This window comes from Pusillimonas sp. ANT_WB101 (assembly GCF_008369125.1).
Classification (GTDB): Bacteria; Pseudomonadota; Gammaproteobacteria; order Burkholderiales; family Burkholderiaceae_B; genus Allopusillimonas.
The window spans coordinates 1911423-1931592 of record NZ_VOAY01000001.1 but is presented as its reverse complement, the minus strand read 5'-3'; the positions used below and the strand labels follow the sequence as shown (position 1 = coordinate 1931592).

Sequence of the window (20170 nt, the reverse complement as noted above, 5' to 3'; positions counted from 1 at the left end):
GCAACGGCATGGCCATAATTTATGTTTCTTGTTTTTCCTGACACCTCTACTGTTGCCGATTACGTCAGCTCCACGCTGATTAATACGGTTAAAAGCAAGCCCGACGCGGTCCTGGGGGCTGCAACAGGCGGAACCATGGAGCCGATTTATGCGCGTTTCATAGAAAAAATCCGTCAACTGCAGTTGGATGTATCACGACTCACTACGTTTAATCTGGATGAGTACGTAGGGTTGGGGGTTGAACATTCACAAAGCTATGCTGCGTATATGCGCGAGCATTTGTTCGGGCACTTGGGTTTCAATAAAGCAAGGTTGCACTTGCCAGATGGGTTGGCTGAAAGCCTGGAAGAACATTGTCGTGATTATTCCGCCAGGATGCAGCAGCACGGGGGTATAGACCTGCAATTGCTGGGGGTAGGCAGCAACGGGCATATTGGTTTCAATGAGCCTGGTACGCCTTTCGACAGCCGCTGTCATGTGGTTGAGCTCTCTGAGCGCACACGCATCGACAACAGCCGGTTTTTTTCTGAAGACGAAATGGTGCCTGGGTCTGCCATTACCATGGGTATGAAAGACATTACCGATGCGCGTGAAATTTTATTGGTCGCGACGGGAGAAAACAAGGCGCCAATTTTGGCCAAATATTTTGAGAGTGATGTCACTGAGACCATTCCTTTCACCGTATTAAAACGGCATCCTCGGGCAAGAATAATTCTGGATGAGGCCGCCGCAAGTCTGCTGCCTGCCAGCGTATTTCAGCGCGCTGCTGCGGCTTAATATCTGGCAACAGAGCGGGACATAGCATCGCGTCAGAGACGCTGCCTCGCTTTGGTTTCTTCTGTATTTTGGCAAGTATTTAAGTTTCTGGGATGCTTCACGCAGCGGGCTTTAAGCCATTGCTTACAATAGGGCGATCAGCGGCCGCATTATGGGGTCATTTCGCAGTCCCCTTATATAAGCAGTATGGCGAGCAAGAAAAAAACAACCCCACGCAAGAAACGTTCAACGGCCACGCCATCATTTCGCAAAGCACACACAGGGCAAACTTGGCGATTTTTTCGGATAGTCTGTGTTTCCGCGATCACTTCGTTTAGTGCCGCAACCTGTACGCTGCATCCTCAGTGGCGTGATTACGTAAATGTAGAGTATGTCCTCGCAAAGCTCTCGGTTCCAGGTCGAGAGCAGGTCGCGCCGCGCGTGCTACCCGTGGGGGCACAAGTCCAGACGCATTTTTCACAGTGTCGGCAGTTTTTCCCTAGCGGGCATGCGCCGGTTGTTCCGATGGGTCAGGCGTTGCGAGAGCTCTGTTTTTCATCTTTTGCGATTTTACATAGTGGCAAGACCAAGACTCCGGTGTTTGTTGCTCAGCGCTTGAACCGTCAGATGCTGGCCAGCAGCAAGTTGGTGCAGAGAACCGACCGGTTTTATGCAGAAGCGCGTTTGCCTGCTGCTGAGCGCGCCGCGTTGGCAGATTATCGCGGTTCGGGCTATTCACGTGGGCATATGGCACCAGCCGGGGATATGCACAACCCAGAGGCGATGGCGCAGAGCTTTTCGCTTGCCAATATGGTTCCTCAGAACCAGCAGCATAATGCAGGAGCTTGGAATAGCATTGAACAGGCCACGCGTAAGTATGTTATGCGCGCAGCGGGTGATGTTTATATTTTTACCGGCCCTGTTTACAGCGCAAAGCGTCAGACGATCGGAGACGGTGAGGTGGCCGTGCCTGTTTACCTCTATAAGGTGGTATACGACGCCACCAGCGGTCGCACATGGGTGCACTGGCAGGCCAATAGCCTGGGTGTCAAGGCGGGGCCGCCAATTAGCTACGATGAGTTTGTACGGCGCACAGGGCTTAACTTGCTGGCCCCGTAAGCAGTAAGTGCAGCCTTGACTCGCTGAGCCTCTCGTCGTCATCTCAAATATGACATAGAATCAGAGTAACCATGTGGGAGACTGGCATGAGCGACTTATTGATACTCGTATCGGTAGTGTTTACGTCCCTGGCTATTTTGGCTGGCGGTGCCTTTTTTTTACTCGGGCTCATCCTTCTGGCCACCACTTCGCCGGCAAAATTGCACGCTGCATTTCAGCGGTTTTTATGCCGTATCTCTTTTGACTGCTTTGGTCGAGGCGGGTTTGGCGGATAGCTGGCTTATCTTGCACTGACACAATGTGACGCGCAAGTGCTCACAGTGTGCGAAACCCCGTGCTTAGTGCGTTTGCATGAACTGTCACAACGTTATCCCAAGACTTGTTCACAGTTTGTGGGGATAAGTTTTTTGGGCTGTATACCGTTCACAGTTTGTGGCGGTAAGTTTTTGGTGGTACGTACCGTTCACAGTTTGTGGAGATAAGTGCGCGCGCACTTGTTTAGTCGCTTACATAAACGATGAAACATTATCGGTGGGTGCCAGATTCGATATCCACCATACCAGGGCTGCAATGGCGACAGCTAACAGCAGCGCCTTAAGACGAACCTTCCAGTTATCTTGCGCACTGACCACCTGATGGGTGGGTGCTACGATGACGTCCCCGTGAATCATGGGAGAGATAATGTTTTTGCGCTTGATGAATTGATACCAGACTATGGCAACGATATGAAGCCCCACGATGCCGAGCAAGACCCATTCGTTCAGCTTGTGCAAATAGGTAAGCCTGCTTGACCATTGGCTGTCAATATAGGCCAGCGGGCCAGCGGTAAAAATGTCATCGTTGGCAAATAACCCGCTGACTGCCTGAAACCCGATAAATAACAAAAGTGCAATGACTGACAGCGCACCCAAGGGGTTGTGGCCGGCCACGCTATTGTAACGCCCTCGCAGATAGTCGATGAGCTTCTGTGGCCCCCGTACAAACTGGGTAAACCTTGCATAGTGAGAGCCAACAATACCCCAGGTCAGCCGAAAAATAATTAGCCCCAAAGCCGTCAGGCCAAAGCGCGTGTGCCAGTCCATCCACAGGCCGCCAAGCTTGATGGTGACGTAGGCACCGACCACACACACGACCAGCGCCCAATGAAAAATGCGGGTGGGAAGATCCCAAACCCGTACAGAATTGTAGGGGGAGTTCATGTCAGTTGATGCGTTGATTGGCCTGTTCTTCTTGTACCTCAAGAATAAGCTGTTCAAGATGGGGTGAAGTGTGCAGTGCCAGTATGGATTTTTCGGGTTCGTTTTCGTAGTGCTCTATATGCAGCGTAATGCTTTGGCCTGCGAAGGCTTCAGGGTTAGCCTGGATTTGCACATACTGGTTTAGCAGACGGTTTACTGCCTTTTGGGCTTCGTAGACCCGGATGTCTATGGGTGCGCTGGCATGAAGCGTAAACTGCTCTTCGATTGTGCGTGCCAGATCCCAGCTGAAAAACATGAGTGCGTTGCGACCATGGCATTCAGGATGGAGAAAACCCCAAGTTTTTGTTTCGGATGTAGTCAATGCGTGTGCTCACGGTTTAAGGGAAGCGACGGTATGTTTAATGGTTTTACCATCATACGTGTAAACATCGATTTTATCCGGCTTTTGAGGGCTGGGGGTTTTCAGGGTGAACTGGGTGCGTGTGGCTGAAACCAGAATTTGCCCGGAGCAAGAACCAAATGAGGGTGACAGCGTATAGCCTGCCTGATCAAGTATTACCCATCGGTATGAGATGGGGCACACGTCATTACCGGTATCGATGGAAACAAGTGCTGCACCGGAAGTGGGTAGGTTAAATGCATAACTGATATTTAGCCTGCCGCGGATGGTTGGGTCAACCTCGTAGCCGTTGATGAGCAGACGCGACTCGTACACGTATTCGCTGGTATCTATGCTTACGATGCCATAGGTTGTGTCCAGCTCAAGTAGAGACGGGCTGGCAGGCCAGGTAGCAGGCGCGCTGGCCGTTGCGTTGCTTGCGCAAAGCAATGCAACAATGGACAGGAGTTGACGCAAAAGAACGTGCATATCGAAACCTTTTTCGCGGCAAGCGAGCATTAACACGTTACAGAACTTGCGGAAAGCGCTGCTTTTGTAAATTGTATTACATTTTATGTTTTTTCGACCAGTGGCAAAATTATAAATATTTGCCTGCCACTCTTTTTGCTTGCCTGGAGGCCCCTTTTGAGGGCGGCCTTTGCCTGCCACTCAGTCGGCAGCGTTAGTTGGTCAGCATTAAATACAGCAGTGCCAAGCCGATCAGCACAAAATACGACACCACGCCAGCCATCAGGCTTCTTCCCAGGATTTTCATTTTTTGCGCGAGCGTCAATTGACCCGCGCGTCGTGCGCGTGTGCCCAGCCGCCATGAAAGAGCGACAGCCAGCAGGCTGAGTAGAAAAATCCAGGTTTTCATTATTTAGTTCACGTTTTTCACAAAGTAACGAAGCGTACGTAAGTTGTACGTAAGTTTCAGGCGTTATTTCTTATGCAAAGCCCGAAAGTGCGCGAATAGTGAAATGGGGGCGCGACACAGACTCAAAGGCAAAAGCCGAAATCGGGATGACAGGGTTGGCATAGACCAGCTTATGAGAACCAAGCCGAAAGGCATATATTAACCAGGAGACGTTCAGATGGATAAGACCAAGACAGGAAAGACTCAGAGCGGTGTAGACCGCCGCGCCATGTTGAAGCTGGGTGCTGCAGGTGCTGCAGGCAGTTTACTTCCGGGCGTACCGGGTATGGCATTGGCCGCTGACCAGGAGAAAAAACCAATTGGCAATTTCCCGGGGGGCGTAGAGGGTGATACGGTCTACATAGGCTTGACACTGGATATTACCGGGCCATATTCGGCGCAAGGTGCCGATCAGCAGAAGGGGTATGAGCTGGCGGTTGAACAGTTAAATGCCGGTGCTGAACAGGTAAAGAAAATATCGCCATTAACCAAAAAAGGGGTACTGGGCAAAAAAATTGAGTTTGGTGTGGCAGATGCCGAAACCAAACCCAATACCGCCGTGCAGGCCGCCACGCGTTTCATTCATGACAATAAAGCCATGATGATTTCGGGTAGCACCAGCAGTGCTGTCGCAATTGCTCTGCAAAAAGTGTGCAATCGCGAACGCACAATTTATCTTCCTGCCATCAGCGGATCAAACGAAACAACCGGGGTTGATTGCCAGCGCTATGGTTTCAGGCTGTGTTATTACGCTTACCCGGCATGCAAGGCGATTGCGCCTGTACTTGCAAAGAATCTGGGCAAAGACCGCAAGGCTATTTATCTTGTTCCCGATTACACCTATGGCCATACCACCTATGACTCGATGGTCGAGTTTACCGAGAAGGAAGGCTGGAAAACGGTGGGTGAGCAGGTCCATCCTTTGGGTGCCAAGGATTACAGCTCCTTCCTGATCAATATCGCCAATAGTGACGCTGACACTCTGGTAGTGATCGCGTACGGTGCCGATGCAGCCAATTCCATCAAACAAGCCAAGCAATTTGGCCTGCTTGAAAAGATGAATATTGTGGTTCCGTATATGTCGGCATTTCTGGAAAAAGAGGTGGGTGCTGACGTGATGCAAGGGGTTTATGGCGCAACAGGCTTCTGGTGGACCTTGCAAGACCAATACCCTGTCGCCAAGGATTTTGTGACAGCCTTTGAAGCAAAGTACAAAGCCAAGCCACGTGACTCGGCCTACATCGCTTACCTGACCACTGTTCTGTGGGCCGATGCGGTGGAGCGTGCTGGTTCGTTTTATCCCCCAGATGTCATCAAGGCCTATGAGGCCGGAGTTGTCAGGCAAGGGCCAGTCGGAGATGTGACCTTCCGTGCCGAAGACCACCAGGGCGTCATTAATTTTCCCATCGTGAAAGGGAAAAAGAAGGCGGACATGAAGAACGACGACGATTACTTCGAGATCGTCGAGGTGGTGGATGGACGTAAGGCACTGCCAGCGCTTGGCGTGCTGGGCTGCAAGCTGGGTGATTACACCTAGTATCGCTGCCTTGATTGCCTGACACATCACTGAGACAAAAAAAGGAGGAGACCTGCATGCCGAGCATGTCGTTGTTTTTATCGCAACTGTTCAATGGCCTGGCCATGGGGTTGCTGTTGGCGCTCATCAGTACGGGCCTGACCATCATCTACGGCACGCTTGGCGTGGTCAATTTTGCGCACGGTGCCATGCTGGTGGTCGGTGCTTATGCTGGCTACTCGGCCTACGGATTGACGGAGTCGTTTGTTGCCGCCGTTGTCATAGGGTCGCTGGTTTCGCTGGTCATAGGACTGATCATCGAGCGTGGACTTATGCGTATGTATTACAGCCGGCCGCCTGAAGACCAGATTCTGGTGACGTTTGGAATTGGCATCATTCTGGTCGAAATCGTGCGGTCTATTTACGGCGGTATCAGCCTGTCTATGCCGACGCCTGACTGGGGGCAGGGCATTGCCCATATTGGGTCACTGATATACCCACTTTACCGTCTGCAGGCGCTGGCGATTGCAGCGGGCACGCTGGGTGTGCTTTATTACGTGCTTTACCGCACCAGCCTTGGCCTCATCGTGCGTGCAGGCATTGAAGATGCGCAAATGGTGAGTGTGCTTGGCATTAATGTGAAGCGCACGTTTCTGCTGGTGTTTGGTCTGGGTGCGATGGCTGCTGGGTACGCCGGTGTCATCGACTCACCCATTGTGACGCTGTCGCCTGATATGGGCAGCAGAGTTTTGGTCGATTCGTTTGTTGTTGTGGTTATCGGCGGCGTCGGGTCATTTCCGGGAGCGATTGTGGGCGGCATTATTGCGGGTGAGATTTTGAGTCTGACATCCATATTTAACCCCGCTTACTCTCATGTCATGCTGTTTGTGGCGATGGCCCTGGTTCTGGTGTTCCGCCCACAAGGTCTGATGGGACAGGAGGGACGCGAATGAACACGCATCACTCTTCTGTCGGTCGCAGGCTCCTGCCTGAACTGATCGTGGCGCTGTGTCTGCTGGCGGCCCCATTCGTTTTGCCTCACTTGGGCATGAGCGCCGACCTGCTGACACGCATTCTGATCTGGGGGCTGTTTGGCCTGGGTTTTGACTTGCTGTTCGGCTATACCGGCCTGCTGTCGTTCGGGCAGTCGGCGTTTTATGGCACAGGCGGCTTTGTCGCGGCTTATTTGCTCACGTCAGGTATTGTGCCGCACATGCTGCTGGCCCTGCTCATCGGCGTGTTGGCGGCAGCAGTGGCAGGTGTGGTCATAGGCTATCTCACGCTCAGGCGGACAGGCATTTACTTTGCCATGAGCACTTTGGCATTTGGCGAGATGTTTTATTTTCTCGAAAACTCGGCATTCAAGCAGTACACGGGCGGCGAGAACGGAATTGCGGGGGTTCCTCCTCCTGAAATTGAGCTGGGCTTTACCACCATCCATATCAGTAGTGGATGGCCCATGTACTGGTTTGTGGCGATTTTCTTTTTCATTGGTTATCTCATTGCACGTCGCATAGTGCGCTCTCCCTTTGGCGCCGTGTTGAAGGCTATACGCGGTAACCCTCGCCGTGCGTTGGCGCTGGGGCACAAGATAAGCAGTTACAAGCTGACCGTATTTGTCATCGCAGCGGCCTATAGCGGGCTGGCAGGTGGATTGCTGGGGGTATTTCAGTCTTACATGCCGCCTGATGCCTTTTCGCTCGATACCTCAGCACAATTAGTGATTCAGACGGTCATGGGCGGCGCTGGCACGCTGTTGGGGGCTCTGCTGGGTGCCACGATCTGGCTTTATCTGTACGAAGGTCTGCAGCAAGTGGCCAATATTGGTGCGTACTGGAAGCTGATACTGGGCATTGTGTTTGTTGTGCTTGTGACGGTATTTCGACATGGTGTTGCCGGGGGTATTCTTGATTGGATGCGACGCCGCAACTCGCGGAAACAAATCGTAGACTACGAGGCAGATACACAGGCGATTGCTCAACTTGATATCGTGCCGCCCATCGATGGTAGCCGTCGCGGCATGCCGGTGCTGGAAGCGCGGGGCATTACCAAACAGTATGGCGGTTTGACTGCAGTGAGTGATGTGACGTTTTCGCTTTCCGAAGGTGAAATGCGTGGTGTGATCGGGCCTAACGGCGCAGGCAAGTCTACGTTTTTCGCCATGCTTGCCGGCGATCTCGCTACGACGTCTGGCCAGGTGTTTTTTCGTGGGCAGGAAATTACCGGTATCGGTGTGACGGCTGTGTGTCAGCTCGGCATGAGCAAAAGCTATCAGATCAACCAGTTGTTCGAGGCGCTGTCAGTCAGGCAGAACGTGATGATCGCCGTGCTTGCGCGCCAGCGTGGAAAATTTCGCCTTGACATGTTGCGCGGGCTGCATGACGCACAAGGAATGGATGAGCAGGTCAATGCCGCCATAGAACTCGTTGATCTGAGCAGGCAGGCAGACTCAGTAGTTTCCGAGCTTTCATACGGAGAAAAACGGCGACTGGAGATTGGGCTTGCGCTGTCAACGGGGGCCAATGTGCTGCTGTTTGATGAGCCGCTGGCTGGGCTGGGACCTGAAGAGCGGGTGCACGTTGTGGCCTTGCTTAAATCGATACGTAAAGGACGCAGTATGGTAATTGTCGAGCATGACATGGATGCCATGTTTGAGCTGGCTGAACGCATCACTGTGCTGTACGAAGGACGCAAGCTTGCCGAAGGCACACCGGACGAGATCCGGACCAACCCGGCAGTGCAGTCTGCCTATCTCGGAGGGATGGACGACCATGAGTCTGCTTGAAGTCGAAAAAATCAATAGCTTCTACGGTGACTCACATATTCTGTTTGATGTCTCCATGCGTGTAGAAGAAAACGAGGTGGTGGCATTGCTGGGTCGCAACGGCGCAGGCAAGAGCACGACACTGAAAACCCTGATGGGCATGATTCAACCCAAGAGCGGCGTGATCCGGCATCAGGGTACGCAAGTGCAGAAGCTGCCGCCGTTTCAACTTGCTCGTCGCGGCATCCAGCTCGTGCCAGAGGAACGGCGCGTGTTCGGGCAAATTACTGTTCAGGAGAACCTGCAACTGGCTGCGATGACGGCCAAGCCTGCTCGTACGCTTGAAGAGATTTATGAGACGTTTCCAAGGCTGGCCGAGCGGCGGCGCAACAAGGGCAAACAGCTTTCAGGTGGGGAGCAGCAAATGGTGGCCATTGCACGGGCCATGATTCGCAATGCCAACATTATTATGCTGGATGAGCCTTTTGAAGGGTTGGCACCCCTGATTGTGCAAGATTTGATCGAGGTGTGTCGCAAACTGGCAAAAAGTGGTCATACGATTATTTTGGTAGAACAGAATGTCAGGGCGGCGTTGTCGCTCGCGGACCGCTGTTACATTATTAATAATGGCAATATGGTGTATGAAGGTACACCGGCGCAGCTGCAAGGTGATACGGACACGATTCAGAAATACCTGGGCGTAAAAGTTTAAGCTGATGGCCTCTTCTTTCATGCAGAGGCCATCGGTGTAACTAACTCGAACGCGTTGTTTTCAGGGTTTTACGGGTCGGCTGGGCAAGCAGGAAGTATTATGGGGCATCGCCATTGGGCGACGCATACAGGCACGCACAGTGTTAAGCTTGCGTGCTTTCCATTTGAGGTTGTTTATGCCGCCGACTTCTGGCAAAGATTCTCATCTTTCCAACCACCAACTGCCTGCTGCTGCCAGCGATATGGCTGCAGCTTATAGTCTCGACTACATTGCCAGCAGCAAGCTTCCAACACCATGGGCCGTTTTCCAGATCCATATTTTTGTTGACCCCGCCACGGCTAAAGAGCATTTGCTGCTTACGCTGGGTGATGTCAGCAACGGTGAGTCGGTGCTGACGCGCGTGCATTCTGAATGTTTGACAGGCGATGCGCTGTTTAGCCAGCGTTGCGACTGCGGCGCGCAGTTGCAGACTGCCATGCAGGCCATTGCGCAAGAAGGGCGGGGGGCGTTGCTGTATTTGCGTCAAGAGGGCCGCGGCATTGGTCTGGTGAACAAGATACGCGCATATCAATTGCAGGACCAAGGCGCTGACACGGTTGAGGCTAATGAGCGTCTGGGCTTTCCGGCCGATATGCGACGTTACGACCTGGCGCGCCCCATGCTCGACCATTGCGGTATTACATCGCTGCGTTTAATGACCAACAACCCGCGCAAGGTGGCTGCGATGGAAAAAATCGGCATTAAGGTCGCAGAACGCATCCCGCTGCGCGTCAACCGCAACCCTTATAACGAAAGCTATCTTGATACCAAAGCCTCAAAGCTTGGGCATTGGCTTAAAGACAAACTGTAGTGGCGTATTACCAAGGCTGCCAGGATTGGGCGTTGGTTCAAAGACAAACGGTAGCGGCGCATTACCAAAGCCGCCAAGATAGGTCGTTGGCTCAAAGACAAGCGCCATCGACGAGCAGCTTCGATCGCGCTGCCGGCTGTAGGGTGAAGAGCGCGGGCGTCAATAAAGCCTGACACGCAGGCACTGCACACGTCGCAGGAGGCACGGGCAGATGAATAGCCAGCCCTGCCTGAGAGAGTGCGCATTGGCGCGCCTCACGTGCAGGGCCGTCAGAGCGTCAGGCTGTGGCGATATCTTTTTCAACAGCCAAGGGCAGTGCTACGACCTCGCCTATGGCCATAATGGCCTGCTCAATGGCTTTTGCCCGGCTCTCGGGCCCCAGGTCTGTGCCTTCTGCACGAACGATGCGTATGTCAGTCACCCCAAAAAAGCCGAATATCGTTTTCAGATATGATTCTTGATGCTCCATGGCCTGGCCAGCTTCGCTGTTTGAATATACCCCTCCGCGTGTGAGTGCAACGATAATTGTCTTGTCACCTGCCAGCCCCACCGGTCCACTTTCTGTGTAACGGAAGGTGCGACCTGCCTGCGCCAGCCGGTCTATCCACGCTTTTAACTGGCTGGGGATGGAAAAGTTATAAAGTGGCACACCCACTACGATAACGTCGGCTTCCAGAAACTGACTGACCAGTGTTTCAGAAACCTGGTTTTCTTGTTTCTGTTCTTGGCTGAGGGTTGCGTTGGAGGGCGGCAACCGAAAGCCCAGCGCGTGGCGGGAAAGATGATTGGGCGTTTCGTCGGCAAGGTCCAGGTAGTCAACTTGTGTATCAGGGTGAGTGTTCAGCCACTCAGTCACAATGGTCTGGCTCAGTTTTCGTGAGTTGGAAGTAATTCCGTTAATACTGGAATCGACGTGTAATAGCTTCATAGGTACTCCGTATCGGTTGATGTATGTAAAGGCCAGTGGCGCCGCTGTGTCATAAGGGTGAGACCACGGTGCGTGACGTGTTTTGAGTTCTCATTGAGAAGAACATGGAGCTAGTATGCATTCATGTTGTTTTAATGATAAGTACCAGTAAATGCGATAGATTGTTCTATTCTTGATGGTAATGAAGGCTGAGTGGTTGGCTGTACGCGATTGAAGGGTGATGAGTATGCAAGACCTGAACGACATGATGTATTTCACTGAGATCGTGGAACAGGGCAGTTTTGCGGCGGCGGGGCGAACACTTGGTATTCCCACGTCAAGGCTTTCCCGTCGAATAGCCCGGCTGGAAGGCCAGCTTGGCGTCCGGCTTCTGCAGCGCTCCACGCGCAAGCTATCGCTGACAACGGCCGGTGAGCTCTATCTGCGGCATTGCACGGCCATGCGGGAAGAGGCTGAAGCTGCTGCCGCTGCGGTGGCTTCTATGCAATCCGAGCCGCGTGGTGTTATCCGCGTAAGCTGCCCGGTAACTCTTGCTCAAACCATAGTGGGTGAGCGTATGCCCGGCTTTCTGGCTGCTTATCCTCACGTGCATGTACATTTACAGGTAACCAACCGCGTGGTCGATGTCGTGGACGAAGGCATTGACATTGCATTGCGAGTGCGCCCGTCTCTGGCTCAAAGCGGTAGCCTAATTGTAAAGCGCCTGGGGCTGTCGCAAACCGTGTTGCTCGCCAGCCCGAAGCAGCTCGCGCGACAAGGCAAGCCTGAGCAACCCAGCGACTTGAGTTTGCTTGATTCTGTCGCCATGTCAGCCAATGAAGGCCGCGCGGTGTGGGATCTGGCTGGGCCAAATGGCGCTCAGTATCGAGTCACTCATCGTCCACGTTATGTCGCTGATGACCTGCAGACCCTCAAGTTTGCAGTGTTGAGCGGCACGGGAGTGGGGTTGCTGCCTGATTACCAGTGCCATGAAGAGATCGCCAGTGGCCGCCTGGTGGTGGTGCTGCCAGGTTGGGCGCCTAAGCCTGGCATTGTTCACGCGGTGTTCAGTTCCCGACGGGGCATGATACCGGCGGTACGCGGTTTTCTGGATTTTCTGGAGGAACACTTTATCGAGCAGGTATGACACTTGCCCGTCATTGAAATTCACCAATAAATTTGGAGGTGTGAGATGGCATGGCAAGCACTTTTCGGCGAGCGCGCCACAACCAAGTTCGCGGTAATCGTTGACTCTCACTACGCTGCATCGTCAGTCGTGGCAGATCTTATGGCAGAGCCAGCAGGGCTGCAGGCCTCCCAGGTTCGGCTGGTTAATCCGCATGAAAAAGGGTTCGATAAAAAGCTTGAACCTGAAACGCAGGGTATTGTGCGTACAGCTATGCGTGCTCACTTGATACTCGGACTTTTCGGCGCAGTGATTGGGCTGGGGGCATGGGTTATTGCCTATTTTGCGGGCATTGCTGCATTGGTTTCGTCGCCTTTTTTCTCACTGAGCGCATTTGCTATTCTGGGTGCTGTGGGCGGTTTGTTTCTAGGCGGGCTGATCACTGCCCGGCCAGACCATCAAATCTTGATTCAGCGTGTTAAAACGGCCACGAATGAGGGGAAATGGTCAGTCATCGTGCACCCATTCACACCCGCACAATGCGATAGCGTGGCCCAAGTATTACAAACGTTAGGGGTCGAAGTCGTGCGAACGGTGTGACGGCGCTATTCCATTATGTGGGAAGGTGGGGTATAATTCAGGTTCTGGGGTCGATCCGGCTTCGACGTGGGTCGCGAAGCAGAGCAGGGCATGTCGAGCACCAGTAAGCTCGTAAATCCACTGGAAAACTACAAACGCCAACGACGAGCGTTTCGCTTTAGCCGCTTAAGTGCGGTAAGCCGCTACACTGATTTGTCTTTGGGTCAGGTAAGGTAACACTTACAGTAGCGTCATTTACAAAGAATCGGGTTTGTCTGGGTCACTCGTTCAAACCTTAACTTAATGTGAATCGCCAAGGAAGGGCCGGTCGGTAGGCATGATCCAAGGTTAAAACTTAAAATTATCCGACTAAACATGTAGAACTGCCTGTAGAGGGCTTGCGGACGCGGGTTCAATTCCCGCCGACTCCACCAGAAAACTCCCCATTACACCCGGGGTTAAAAGGGCCAGATGAATATCTGGCCCTTTTTTAATAATGGCTCATTTTGGGCGTTCCGTCTGAAGCAAGACCTACCTCAATAGCGGTGTAGGCCTCACAACTTCCACAGGCTACACCTTGTGACAGCTTTGCCAGGCTCGCAAGCGCTCATCAATCTTCCATTGATTTCGCCGTCGTCACCAACAGCCACACCAGCCACAGATCGGCTCCAGCGTCACATTCACATAGACACGGTATCATCCGCATAGCACTACGTTACGGTTTTTCTGATGTTCTGCTGTTTCGACAAGCAATTTTCTATGCTTGGCTTATAGACGCCTTCCGTATATTCGCGAGGCGCGCACGATCAATAATGGCTTGGCCGTACTATGAAAATACTCTACACGAACTTTCACAAGCGTAATGGTGGCGGACACGTGTCATATATTGTCAACCTGGCGCGGGCTTTGGCCACGAGGCATGAGGTTGTAATTGCTACGCCTGATACCAGTCGGCTTTATGCTGCGGCGGGTGCGCTGCCGGGGGTGCGTCGCATAGGTATGACATACGCACGCCGTATTACCGGCATGCTGCAGGATGTTAAACGTCTGCGAAAATTGCTGAAAAATGAATCGTTTGACGTGGTGCATGTGAATGGCGTGGCTGACCATCGCAATGTGGTGCTTGCTCGCATGACTTTGCAAACAAAGCCTGCCATCGTGTGGACCAAACACAATACCTTTGCTGCCGACAGCGTCGGCAATGTGATCAGAGCCCGATTAGGCACTGATGCCTGTATCGCCGTCTGTGATTTTGTCGCTCGCATATTGCGTGATTCGCCCTACGGAGCCAAGCCCGTTCAGGTGGTCAGATTGGGGGTAGATGTCCATCATTTTGTTCCTGCCGGGGCAGCAGAGAAGGCACAACGACGCACTGAGTTATTCGGTGATTTACCTGCCGATACGCTTGTTCTGGGCAGCACAGGGGGCACAGACTTCGATAAAGGTTGGCTAGTACTGGTTGAAGCCATTTCGCGGCTTGACGGGCCGCTTCGTGCCCGTTTTCGCGTGGTGGTGGCGGGCGATCCGCCGCCTGAGGCGCGGCGTGCTCAGGTTGCTTCACTGGGAATGCAGGATCAGGTGGTATTCCCGGGCTTGGTCAAAGATGTGCGTAACGTGCTCGGCGCCTGTGATGTGGGTTTTGTTGTCTCGTTTCATGAAGCAGGCTCTTATGCCACTTGTGAGTCGCTTGCCTGTGGCCTGCCCACGCTGGTGTCGGATGCAGGTGGGTTGCCTGAGCTGGTAACGACGGGGCAAGATGGCTGGGTGGTGCCGGCGCGCGATGTGAATGCCATGGTCACATGTCTGGCGCAACTGATGAGCGATGAGCCGCGATTTCCTCAAATGGGTCTTGCCGCCCGCGAAAAGGCGATGAGCATGCTATCTACGCAGGTGCTCGTTGCGGCAACTGAACAGGCTTACCAAAACGCTTTGAATAAAAGAGGCCTGCGTTAGCGCAAATGCTGGTGTGAACGCGATTGCGGCCGCCAAGCTCGGTACCTTGCCCTGGACACAGGGTCTTCTGTAAACCATCGTAAACTTTGACGCATAGTACTTGCAATGTCTGCATATACAGGCAATATTTAAGGTTCTTCTACGATGATAAAGGAATAAAAATGGGACTCTTCGGTACTATTCTTGAAAAACTCGGCATTGGCAGCGCAAAAGCGGCACCTGCTCGAGACGTGGCTGCAGCGCCAACAGCAGCACCTGCTGACGCAACATCGGTACCAGCATCAACCCCCACTGCAGGGGCAGCATCCCAGGGCATTCCCGTTGTTGATGTGGTTACCCAACTGGAGCAAAAGGCAGCTGCTAGTTCCCAGAAGCTCAACTGGAAGACATCTATTGTTGATCTGCTCAAGCTACTTGATATGGATAGCAGCCTGACAGCTCGTAAAGAACTGGCCACCGAACTCGGGTGCCCGGCAGAGCTTATGGCCGACTCGGCGCAAATGAATATGTGGCTGCACAAGAAGGTGCTGGCGCGCATCGCTGAAAATGGCGGCAACGTCCCGGCTGACTTGCTTGACTAACTTTACAGGGTTAACAGGACGGCTAGGTTAAGGGGTACAAAATGGAAATTTCAGAGTTTCTAACGCAATCTGGTGCAGTTTCTGCCATGGCGCGAGATCTGGGTGTCACCGAAGACGAGGCCTCCCGCGGTGCGGGTGCTTTGCTTCCTGCGCTTATGGGTGGTTTCCGCAAACAGAGTCAGACGCAAGGTATTGCCGGTCTGGGTGGTTTGCTGGAGCAGTTCGGCGGATCCGCACTGCTTGACAATGTATTGGGTGACCAGTCTACCGATGTTGACCGTGGCAATAACGTATTAGGGCAGGTTTTTGGCTCTCCTGATGTCAGCCGCACGGTTGCACAAGATGCATCCTCAAAAAGCGGGCTGAGCTCCGATTTGCTGAAAAAAATGTTGCCTATTCTGGCCATGTTGGTAACAGGCTTCTTGGCACGACAAAAGAATGGCGAAGCAGCGGTCGACGGTGTACACGCGGGCGGTGGCGGGTTGGGCGGTATGCTTGGCGGGCTTTTGGGTGCTAAGGGGGCGACCGCTGGTGGTTTGGGCGGGTTAGCTTCTCTGCTTGACGCAAATGGCGATGGCAATGTGCTGGATGACATTATGCGGATGGCTGGCAAGACGCCGCGCTAATTGGCTTTTATAACGCCAGAAGGCGTACAAACAAAACGGGGTGCCCCTTACAGGACGCCCCGTTTTGCACTGATTTTTATTGAGTCTATTTTTGACGAACTTATTTATTTTAAATGAGTGCTAACTCTATTTATCTTCTTTACCTGCTTTATCTGCTCTGGGTGACAGGCTGTAGATTTGCCGGGCTCGCAAAATAATCACGTGTCAGCTTGAGCACCACAGGGCTGAGCAGCAGCAGAGAGATTAAATTGGGAATAGCCATCAGGCCATTGAGGGTGTCAGCTAGCAGCCAGGCAAAATCGAGCTGAGCGATTGCACCAAATGGCACGGCAACTACCCAAATCAGGCGATACGGCTTGATAGCACGAGCGCCCAAGAGAAATTCCCAGCATTTTTCCCCGTAATAACTCCAGCCCAAAATTGTTGTAAACGCAAAAATAACCAGGGCAATGGTGAGAATGGCACCGCCATAGCCTGGCAGGGCCGATTCAAACGCCAGAGCAGAGAGCTCGGCGCCACTTTCACCGCTACTCCAAACACCCGAGCACACGATGGCCAGGCCCGTCATGCTGCATACAATAATCGTGTCGATAAAGGTACCGATCATGCCGGAACGGACGGCACTTGTCGTGGTACCCGCAGCCTGAGCGATACCTGCGGTTCCCAGACCAGCTTCGTTTGAGAAAATGCCACGGGCCACGCCATAGCGAATTGCGGCCATGACAGCGGCACCCGTAAACCCGCCTGTGGCGGCGATAGGGGTGAAGGCATGGGTAAATATCAGATCAAACGCACCCGGAATGGCATCGGCGTTGACAATGAGCACGGCCAGGCCTGCGAGCACATAGGCCACGCACATAAAAGGAACCAGTGCAGCCGCCACCGAACCAATACGCTTGATACCCCCCAGAATCACCATCCCCACGAGCACCATTGCCACCGTACCGGTGACCCACATAGGAATGGAGAACGTTGCCTTCAATGCCAGCGCCATGCTGTTGACCTGCACCATGTTGCCGATGCCAAAGCCCGCAAAGCCGCCGAAAATGGCGAAGGCGGTTCCCAGCCATACCCATCGACGGCCCAGGCCGTTCTTTATGGCGTACATGGGGCCGCCAACATGTTCGCTGCGTGTGTCTTTTTCTCTAAAATGAACGGCCAGCACGACTTCGCAGTACTTGGTAGCCATGCCGACCAGCGCAGTACACCACATCCAGAATAGTGCGCCGGGGCCGCCGAGAAAAATAGCCGTGGCCACGCCTGCGATGTTCCCCGTACCCACGGTTGCGGCAAGACATGTCATCAGGGCTTGAAACGGGCTTATTTCTCCAGTGTCTTCAGCGCCTTTTTCACGGCCACGCCACATGAGGGCAAAGCCACTGCCGATGCGCAGCAAAGGCATGAACTTGAGCATGACCATCAGGAAAAAGCCGGTGCCCAAAATAAGCACCAGCATGAGCGGCCCCCACACAAGGCCATTGACCTGGTTGACGATGTTTTCCAGAAATTGCATTTAAAAGCCTTTGTTTAGTCTTTAAATCGCCAGACGGAACGTGCGTCGAGCATGGCTGAACGCCCGAGTGCATAGCGTTATGCAACGTGCGTGCGAAACCAGGAGTTGCTCCCCGATCACTGACTGCTGTTTTATTGGTGTTAGAAAACGCGCGCTCATGCTACCACTGCACCACTACCTTGGCGCAAGGCTATGAAACTGTTTGTTTCATTTTTTTGGTCAGGGAGCGACGCACGGAAACAGCAGCGTAATGTCCCCATCACTAGGAAAAATAAGAGACAGCGGCTGACAGGTGCCATGCATGCACCAATCGTAATCTGCTGTATATACCGATCGCGTCAGCCTCAACGTAGGGGGCAATGCGTCGTGGGGCTGGTATTCAAACCAGCCATCATGCAGAACGGCATCTGGTGGAGGTTCCATACCGGCGCCAGAGCCGTGAATTCTGGCTTTGCCTGCAACAAGGCGGGGCGGCTCATCGGGCTGTGCAGGCGGCAGAACACGGTAGTCTTCTTCCCAGCGAATTTTTTCTATGGAATGCGTCCATGCCAGGGTGAACTCGTGTACAGGTATGAAATAGGGTGCGGCATCGGGTGCCGCCGCCAGCGCCAGGCAAACGCCCAGCGCGGGGGCGAGCGCCATCATGCGGGTTGTCGCCCGGGTTTAGGGGATGAGGTCCGGAGCCTCCACAGATGCCATGCCACCAAGAGGCCGCAGGCGGTGATACCTAGCTCATCCGTTAATGGTAGCGCCGTAACCAGTAGCGCTGCCGTACCTATGGCAATTACACGGGCCAGCCAGTTGAGGGGGCCAAACAAATACCCAGTGACGCCAGCTCCCCACAGGCCGATAGCCAACACCGCCTTGAAGATAATGTAGGCAATATCGAAAAAGCTGTCGCTTTGCAGCAGCAGTGCTGGCGAGTACACGGCCATGAAAGGCAGCACAAAGCCCGCAGCGGCTATCCGCAATGCCTGCACGCTAATCTTTAACCCACTTTCGCGTGCGATGGGAGCAGCTGCAAACGCGGCCAGTGCCACAGGCGGTGTAAGGTCAGCCATGATGCCGAAGTAAAACACAAACATATGCGACACGATGAGTGGCACCCCAAGTTTTAACAAAATGGGAGCTGCCAACGAGCTGGTAATGATGTAGTTGGGGATGGTGGGTATGCCCATGCCCAGTACCAGGCACGTAACCATGGTCAGGAGCAGGGCCAAAAACAGGCTGTGCTCGCCGATAGCGATTATTTGCCCACCAAACTCGGCCGCTACACCTGTAAGGTTGATGATGCCGATAATAACGCCTACCAGTGCACATGCAATGGCTACGGGCAGTGCATGGCGCGCACCTTCAGAAAGCGCTACCAATGATAATTGCAATGCGTCTTTGCCTTTATGCAGCAGCTTCAGAAAAACAACGAGTACTGCAGAGATGACAAAGAAGGTAATGACGCCAAATTCCAGGAAACCCGCACAGGCGAAACCGAGCAGAATCCAGAATAAATAACGTAGTGCACGTTGATTGACCCCGGAGATTAATGCGGCGCCAAAAATAAGAATAACGGTAAGCCCCAGGCCTACTGTGCCGGAAAAAAGTGGGGTATAGCCCGAGAACAGCAGGATAACCAGCCCGATCAACGGAAGCAGCAAATGCCAGCGTTCGCGTACTGCAGTCCAGGGGTTAGGACAGTCTTTTTTGGCCAAGCCCAGCAGGCCTTTGCTGCCGGCCTCCAGGTGCACCGTCCAGAAGGCGGTACAAAAATACAGAATTGCCGGAACAATGGCCGCCTTACAGACCTCGATATAAGGGATGTTGAGGGTTTCGGCCATGATAAAGGCGACGGCCCCCATCACCGGAGGCATAATTTGCCCCCCCATGCTTGAGGTGGCCTCGACGCCGCCAGCAAAGGCGGGGGAGTAACCAAACTTCTTCATCAACGGGATGGTAAATTGCCCGGTAGTGACAACGTTGGCAACGCCAGAACCATTGATGGTGCCCATTAGCCCCGAGCTAATCACTGAGACTTTTGCCGGGCCGCCACGGGTGTGGCCCACGGTTCCCATGGCAAAGTCGTTGAACAGGGAGATCATTCCAGCTTGTTCGAGAAATGCGCCGAACAGGATGAATAAGAAAATATAGGTGGACGACACATAGGCTGGAATACCGTAAATGCCCTCAGTGCCAAAACTCATGGTGCTGATGATCTGGTCGAAACCATATCCGCGATGCGCCAGAGGGCCAGGCAGATACTCGCCAAAAAGGCCGTACAGAAGAAATACGCCGCAGATCATGGGCAGAGCCCAACCCATGATGCGACGGGCGGCTTCAAACACCAGCACCAGAATGACGATGCCGACCACCATGTCGGCATCGGTCATCTGGCCCGCCCGTGCGGTAAGATCAGACTCGAACACCCAATGATACGCACTGAACACGAACCCTATAAGCCCGACTGCCCAGTTCAAATGCCGGTTTTTAATACCCAGAAACCCAGGGCTGAGGGTAAAAACCAGCAGTATGACAAAGCCTACGTGTATGGCACGTACGACTTGGCTGGACAGGGGGCTGAATGCCGCGGTGTATACCTGGAACGCCGAGAACAGAATGGCGATCCAGAATACGGCGCGAGGCAAGGGGGTGGCGTGGTCGTGGCCTGTGCTCATTGGGTGTT

General features: G+C 53.4%; 21 protein-coding genes and 1 other RNA gene. 14 read left to right on the top strand and 8 right to left on the bottom strand.

What is annotated here, in order from left to right; all coding sequences use genetic code 11:
- The first annotated feature begins 21 nt into the window (after nucleotides 1-21).
- The 3 genes from FQ179_RS08695 (at nucleotide 22) to FQ179_RS08685 (ending at nucleotide 2150) form a co-directional block, all read left to right on the top strand.
- Complete coding sequence (locus FQ179_RS08695) at nucleotides 22-777, top strand: glucosamine-6-phosphate deaminase (RefSeq protein ID WP_149396778.1); 756 nt, start codon at nucleotides 22-24, stop codon at nucleotides 775-777.
- Nucleotides 778-963: 186 nt separating this feature from the next.
- Nucleotides 964-1875, top strand: coding sequence for a DNA/RNA non-specific endonuclease (locus FQ179_RS08690; protein WP_149396777.1), 912 nt, complete (start codon nucleotides 964-966; stop codon nucleotides 1873-1875).
- A gap of 86 nt (nucleotides 1876-1961) precedes the next feature.
- The gene (locus FQ179_RS08685; protein WP_149396776.1) at nucleotides 1962-2150 is read left to right on the top strand and encodes a hypothetical protein; all 189 of its coding nucleotides are present in this window, start codon (nucleotides 1962-1964) and stop codon (nucleotides 2148-2150) included.
- 231 nt (nucleotides 2151-2381) lie between these two features.
- On the opposite strand, the gene FQ179_RS08680 is transcribed toward FQ179_RS08685, so the two are convergent.
- The 4 genes from FQ179_RS08680 to FQ179_RS08665 all read right to left on the bottom strand — a co-directional run bounded on the left by FQ179_RS08680 (nucleotide 2382) and on the right by FQ179_RS08665 (nucleotide 4330).
- Nucleotides 2382-3074 (bottom strand): cytochrome b/b6 domain-containing protein, encoded by a 693-nt coding sequence (locus FQ179_RS08680; protein ID WP_149396775.1) that lies wholly within the window; start codon nucleotides 3072-3074, stop codon nucleotides 2382-2384.
- A gap of 1 nt (nucleotide 3075) precedes the next feature.
- Nucleotides 3076-3369, bottom strand: a complete 294-nt coding sequence (locus FQ179_RS08675) for a hypothetical protein (RefSeq protein WP_255474888.1) — start codon at nucleotides 3367-3369, stop codon at nucleotides 3076-3078.
- A gap of 75 nt (nucleotides 3370-3444) precedes the next feature.
- Nucleotides 3445-3942 carry a hypothetical protein gene (locus FQ179_RS08670; protein ID WP_149396773.1) on the bottom strand — a complete coding sequence of 166 codons (498 nt, stop codon included), beginning with the start codon at nucleotides 3940-3942 and terminating at the stop codon, nucleotides 3445-3447.
- Between the two features lie 193 nt (nucleotides 3943-4135).
- Nucleotides 4136-4330, bottom strand: coding sequence for a hypothetical protein (locus tag FQ179_RS08665; protein WP_149396772.1), 195 nt, complete (start codon nucleotides 4328-4330; stop codon nucleotides 4136-4138).
- Between the two features lie 217 nt (nucleotides 4331-4547).
- Here FQ179_RS08665 and FQ179_RS08660 point away from each other — a divergent pair, with 217 nt between their 5' ends.
- The 5 genes from FQ179_RS08660 (at nucleotide 4548) to ribA (ending at nucleotide 10211) form a co-directional block, all read left to right on the top strand.
- On the top strand, nucleotides 4548-5906 hold the full coding sequence (locus FQ179_RS08660) for a substrate-binding protein (RefSeq protein WP_149396771.1): 1359 nt from the start codon (nucleotides 4548-4550) through the stop codon (nucleotides 5904-5906).
- A 65-nt stretch (nucleotides 5907-5971) separates the two neighbouring features.
- Complete coding sequence (locus FQ179_RS08655; RefSeq protein WP_255474887.1) at nucleotides 5972-6838, top strand: branched-chain amino acid ABC transporter permease; 867 nt, start codon at nucleotides 5972-5974, stop codon at nucleotides 6836-6838.
- A complete protein-coding gene (locus FQ179_RS08650; protein WP_149396769.1) occupies nucleotides 6835-8670 on the top strand; it encodes an ATP-binding cassette domain-containing protein in 1836 nt (611 codons plus the stop codon). The genes FQ179_RS08655 and FQ179_RS08650 overlap by 4 nt, the downstream gene beginning before the upstream one ends.
- Nucleotides 8657-9361, top strand: a complete 705-nt coding sequence (locus FQ179_RS08645) for an ABC transporter ATP-binding protein (protein WP_149396768.1) — start codon at nucleotides 8657-8659, stop codon at nucleotides 9359-9361. Before FQ179_RS08650 ends, FQ179_RS08645 begins: the two co-directional genes overlap by 14 nt.
- 175 nt (nucleotides 9362-9536) lie before the next feature.
- Entirely contained in the window at nucleotides 9537-10211 is a 675-nt protein-coding gene (gene ribA, locus FQ179_RS08640) for a GTP cyclohydrolase II (RefSeq protein ID WP_370459846.1), read from the top strand.
- Between the two features lie 277 nt (nucleotides 10212-10488).
- Here the strand turns inward: ribA and FQ179_RS08635 are convergent, their stop codons facing one another.
- Nucleotides 10489-11139, bottom strand: a complete 651-nt coding sequence (locus FQ179_RS08635; protein ID WP_149396767.1) for an FMN-dependent NADH-azoreductase — start codon at nucleotides 11137-11139, stop codon at nucleotides 10489-10491.
- Between the two features lie 226 nt (nucleotides 11140-11365).
- Between FQ179_RS08635 and FQ179_RS08630 the strand changes: the two genes are divergently transcribed.
- The 6 genes from FQ179_RS08630 (at nucleotide 11366) to FQ179_RS08605 (ending at nucleotide 15983) form a co-directional block, all read left to right on the top strand.
- Nucleotides 11366-12265, top strand: a complete 900-nt coding sequence (locus tag FQ179_RS08630) for a LysR family transcriptional regulator (protein WP_149396766.1) — start codon at nucleotides 11366-11368, stop codon at nucleotides 12263-12265.
- A 45-nt stretch (nucleotides 12266-12310) separates the two neighbouring features.
- On the top strand, nucleotides 12311-12844 hold the full coding sequence (locus FQ179_RS08625) for a hypothetical protein (RefSeq protein WP_149396765.1): 534 nt from the start codon (nucleotides 12311-12313) through the stop codon (nucleotides 12842-12844).
- A 46-nt stretch (nucleotides 12845-12890) separates the two neighbouring features.
- Nucleotides 12891-13257, top strand: a transfer-messenger RNA (tmRNA) gene (ssrA, locus tag FQ179_RS08620).
- A 394-nt stretch (nucleotides 13258-13651) separates the two neighbouring features.
- Nucleotides 13652-14776, top strand: a complete 1125-nt coding sequence (locus tag FQ179_RS08615) for a glycosyltransferase (protein ID WP_149396764.1) — start codon at nucleotides 13652-13654, stop codon at nucleotides 14774-14776.
- A 161-nt stretch (nucleotides 14777-14937) separates the two neighbouring features.
- A complete protein-coding gene (locus FQ179_RS08610) occupies nucleotides 14938-15357 on the top strand; it encodes a DUF3597 domain-containing protein (RefSeq protein WP_149396763.1) in 420 nt (139 codons plus the stop codon).
- A 41-nt stretch (nucleotides 15358-15398) separates the two neighbouring features.
- Complete coding sequence (locus FQ179_RS08605; RefSeq protein WP_149396762.1) at nucleotides 15399-15983, top strand: DUF937 domain-containing protein; 585 nt, start codon at nucleotides 15399-15401, stop codon at nucleotides 15981-15983.
- A 148-nt stretch (nucleotides 15984-16131) separates the two neighbouring features.
- Here FQ179_RS08605 and FQ179_RS08600 read toward each other — a convergent pair whose 3' ends face one another.
- The 3 genes from FQ179_RS08600 to FQ179_RS08590 all read right to left on the bottom strand — a co-directional run bounded on the left by FQ179_RS08600 (nucleotide 16132) and on the right by FQ179_RS08590 (nucleotide 20162).
- Complete coding sequence (locus FQ179_RS08600) at nucleotides 16132-17496, bottom strand: sodium:alanine symporter family protein (RefSeq protein WP_149396761.1); 1365 nt, start codon at nucleotides 17494-17496, stop codon at nucleotides 16132-16134.
- Nucleotides 17497-17715: 219 nt separating this feature from the next.
- Nucleotides 17716-18141 carry a DUF1850 domain-containing protein gene (locus tag FQ179_RS08595; protein WP_255474886.1) on the bottom strand — a complete coding sequence of 142 codons (426 nt, stop codon included), beginning with the start codon at nucleotides 18139-18141 and terminating at the stop codon, nucleotides 17716-17718.
- Nucleotides 18138-20162 carry a TRAP transporter permease gene (locus FQ179_RS08590; RefSeq protein WP_149396760.1) on the bottom strand — a complete coding sequence of 675 codons (2025 nt, stop codon included), beginning with the start codon at nucleotides 20160-20162 and terminating at the stop codon, nucleotides 18138-18140. The genes FQ179_RS08595 and FQ179_RS08590 overlap by 4 nt, the downstream gene beginning before the upstream one ends.
- Nucleotides 20163-20170 lie beyond the last annotated feature (8 nt).

Coding starts and splice junctions, on each gene's coding strand:
- FQ179_RS08695 (WP_149396778.1), top strand. CDS start 22: ATGTTTCTTGTTTTTCCTGACACCTCTACTGTTGCCGATTACGTCAGC.
- FQ179_RS08690 (WP_149396777.1), top strand. CDS start 964: ATGGCGAGCAAGAAAAAAACAACCCCACGCAAGAAACGTTCAACGGCC.
- FQ179_RS08685 (WP_149396776.1), top strand. CDS start 1,962: ATGAGCGACTTATTGATACTCGTATCGGTAGTGTTTACGTCCCTGGCT.
- FQ179_RS08680 (WP_149396775.1), bottom strand. CDS start 3,074: ATGAACTCCCCCTACAATTCTGTACGGGTTTGGGATCTTCCCACCCGC.
- FQ179_RS08675 (WP_255474888.1), bottom strand. CDS start 3,369: ATGTTTTTCAGCTGGGATCTGGCACGCACAATCGAAGAGCAGTTTACG.
- FQ179_RS08670 (WP_149396773.1), bottom strand. CDS start 3,942: ATGCACGTTCTTTTGCGTCAACTCCTGTCCATTGTTGCATTGCTTTGC.
- FQ179_RS08665 (WP_149396772.1), bottom strand. CDS start 4,330: ATGAAAACCTGGATTTTTCTACTCAGCCTGCTGGCTGTCGCTCTTTCA.
- FQ179_RS08660 (WP_149396771.1), top strand. CDS start 4,548: ATGGATAAGACCAAGACAGGAAAGACTCAGAGCGGTGTAGACCGCCGC.
- FQ179_RS08655 (WP_255474887.1), top strand. CDS start 5,972: ATGTCGTTGTTTTTATCGCAACTGTTCAATGGCCTGGCCATGGGGTTG.
- FQ179_RS08650 (WP_149396769.1), top strand. CDS start 6,835: ATGAACACGCATCACTCTTCTGTCGGTCGCAGGCTCCTGCCTGAACTG.
- FQ179_RS08645 (WP_149396768.1), top strand. CDS start 8,657: ATGAGTCTGCTTGAAGTCGAAAAAATCAATAGCTTCTACGGTGACTCA.
- ribA (WP_370459846.1), top strand. CDS start 9,537: ATGCCGCCGACTTCTGGCAAAGATTCTCATCTTTCCAACCACCAACTG.
- FQ179_RS08635 (WP_149396767.1), bottom strand. CDS start 11,139: ATGAAGCTATTACACGTCGATTCCAGTATTAACGGAATTACTTCCAAC.
- FQ179_RS08630 (WP_149396766.1), top strand. CDS start 11,366: ATGCAAGACCTGAACGACATGATGTATTTCACTGAGATCGTGGAACAG.
- FQ179_RS08625 (WP_149396765.1), top strand. CDS start 12,311: ATGGCATGGCAAGCACTTTTCGGCGAGCGCGCCACAACCAAGTTCGCG.
- FQ179_RS08615 (WP_149396764.1), top strand. CDS start 13,652: ATGAAAATACTCTACACGAACTTTCACAAGCGTAATGGTGGCGGACAC.
- FQ179_RS08610 (WP_149396763.1), top strand. CDS start 14,938: ATGGGACTCTTCGGTACTATTCTTGAAAAACTCGGCATTGGCAGCGCA.
- FQ179_RS08605 (WP_149396762.1), top strand. CDS start 15,399: ATGGAAATTTCAGAGTTTCTAACGCAATCTGGTGCAGTTTCTGCCATG.
- FQ179_RS08600 (WP_149396761.1), bottom strand. CDS start 17,496: ATGCAATTTCTGGAAAACATCGTCAACCAGGTCAATGGCCTTGTGTGG.
- FQ179_RS08595 (WP_255474886.1), bottom strand. CDS start 18,141: ATGATGGCGCTCGCCCCCGCGCTGGGCGTTTGCCTGGCGCTGGCGGCG.
- FQ179_RS08590 (WP_149396760.1), bottom strand. CDS start 20,162: ATGAGCACAGGCCACGACCACGCCACCCCCTTGCCTCGCGCCGTATTC.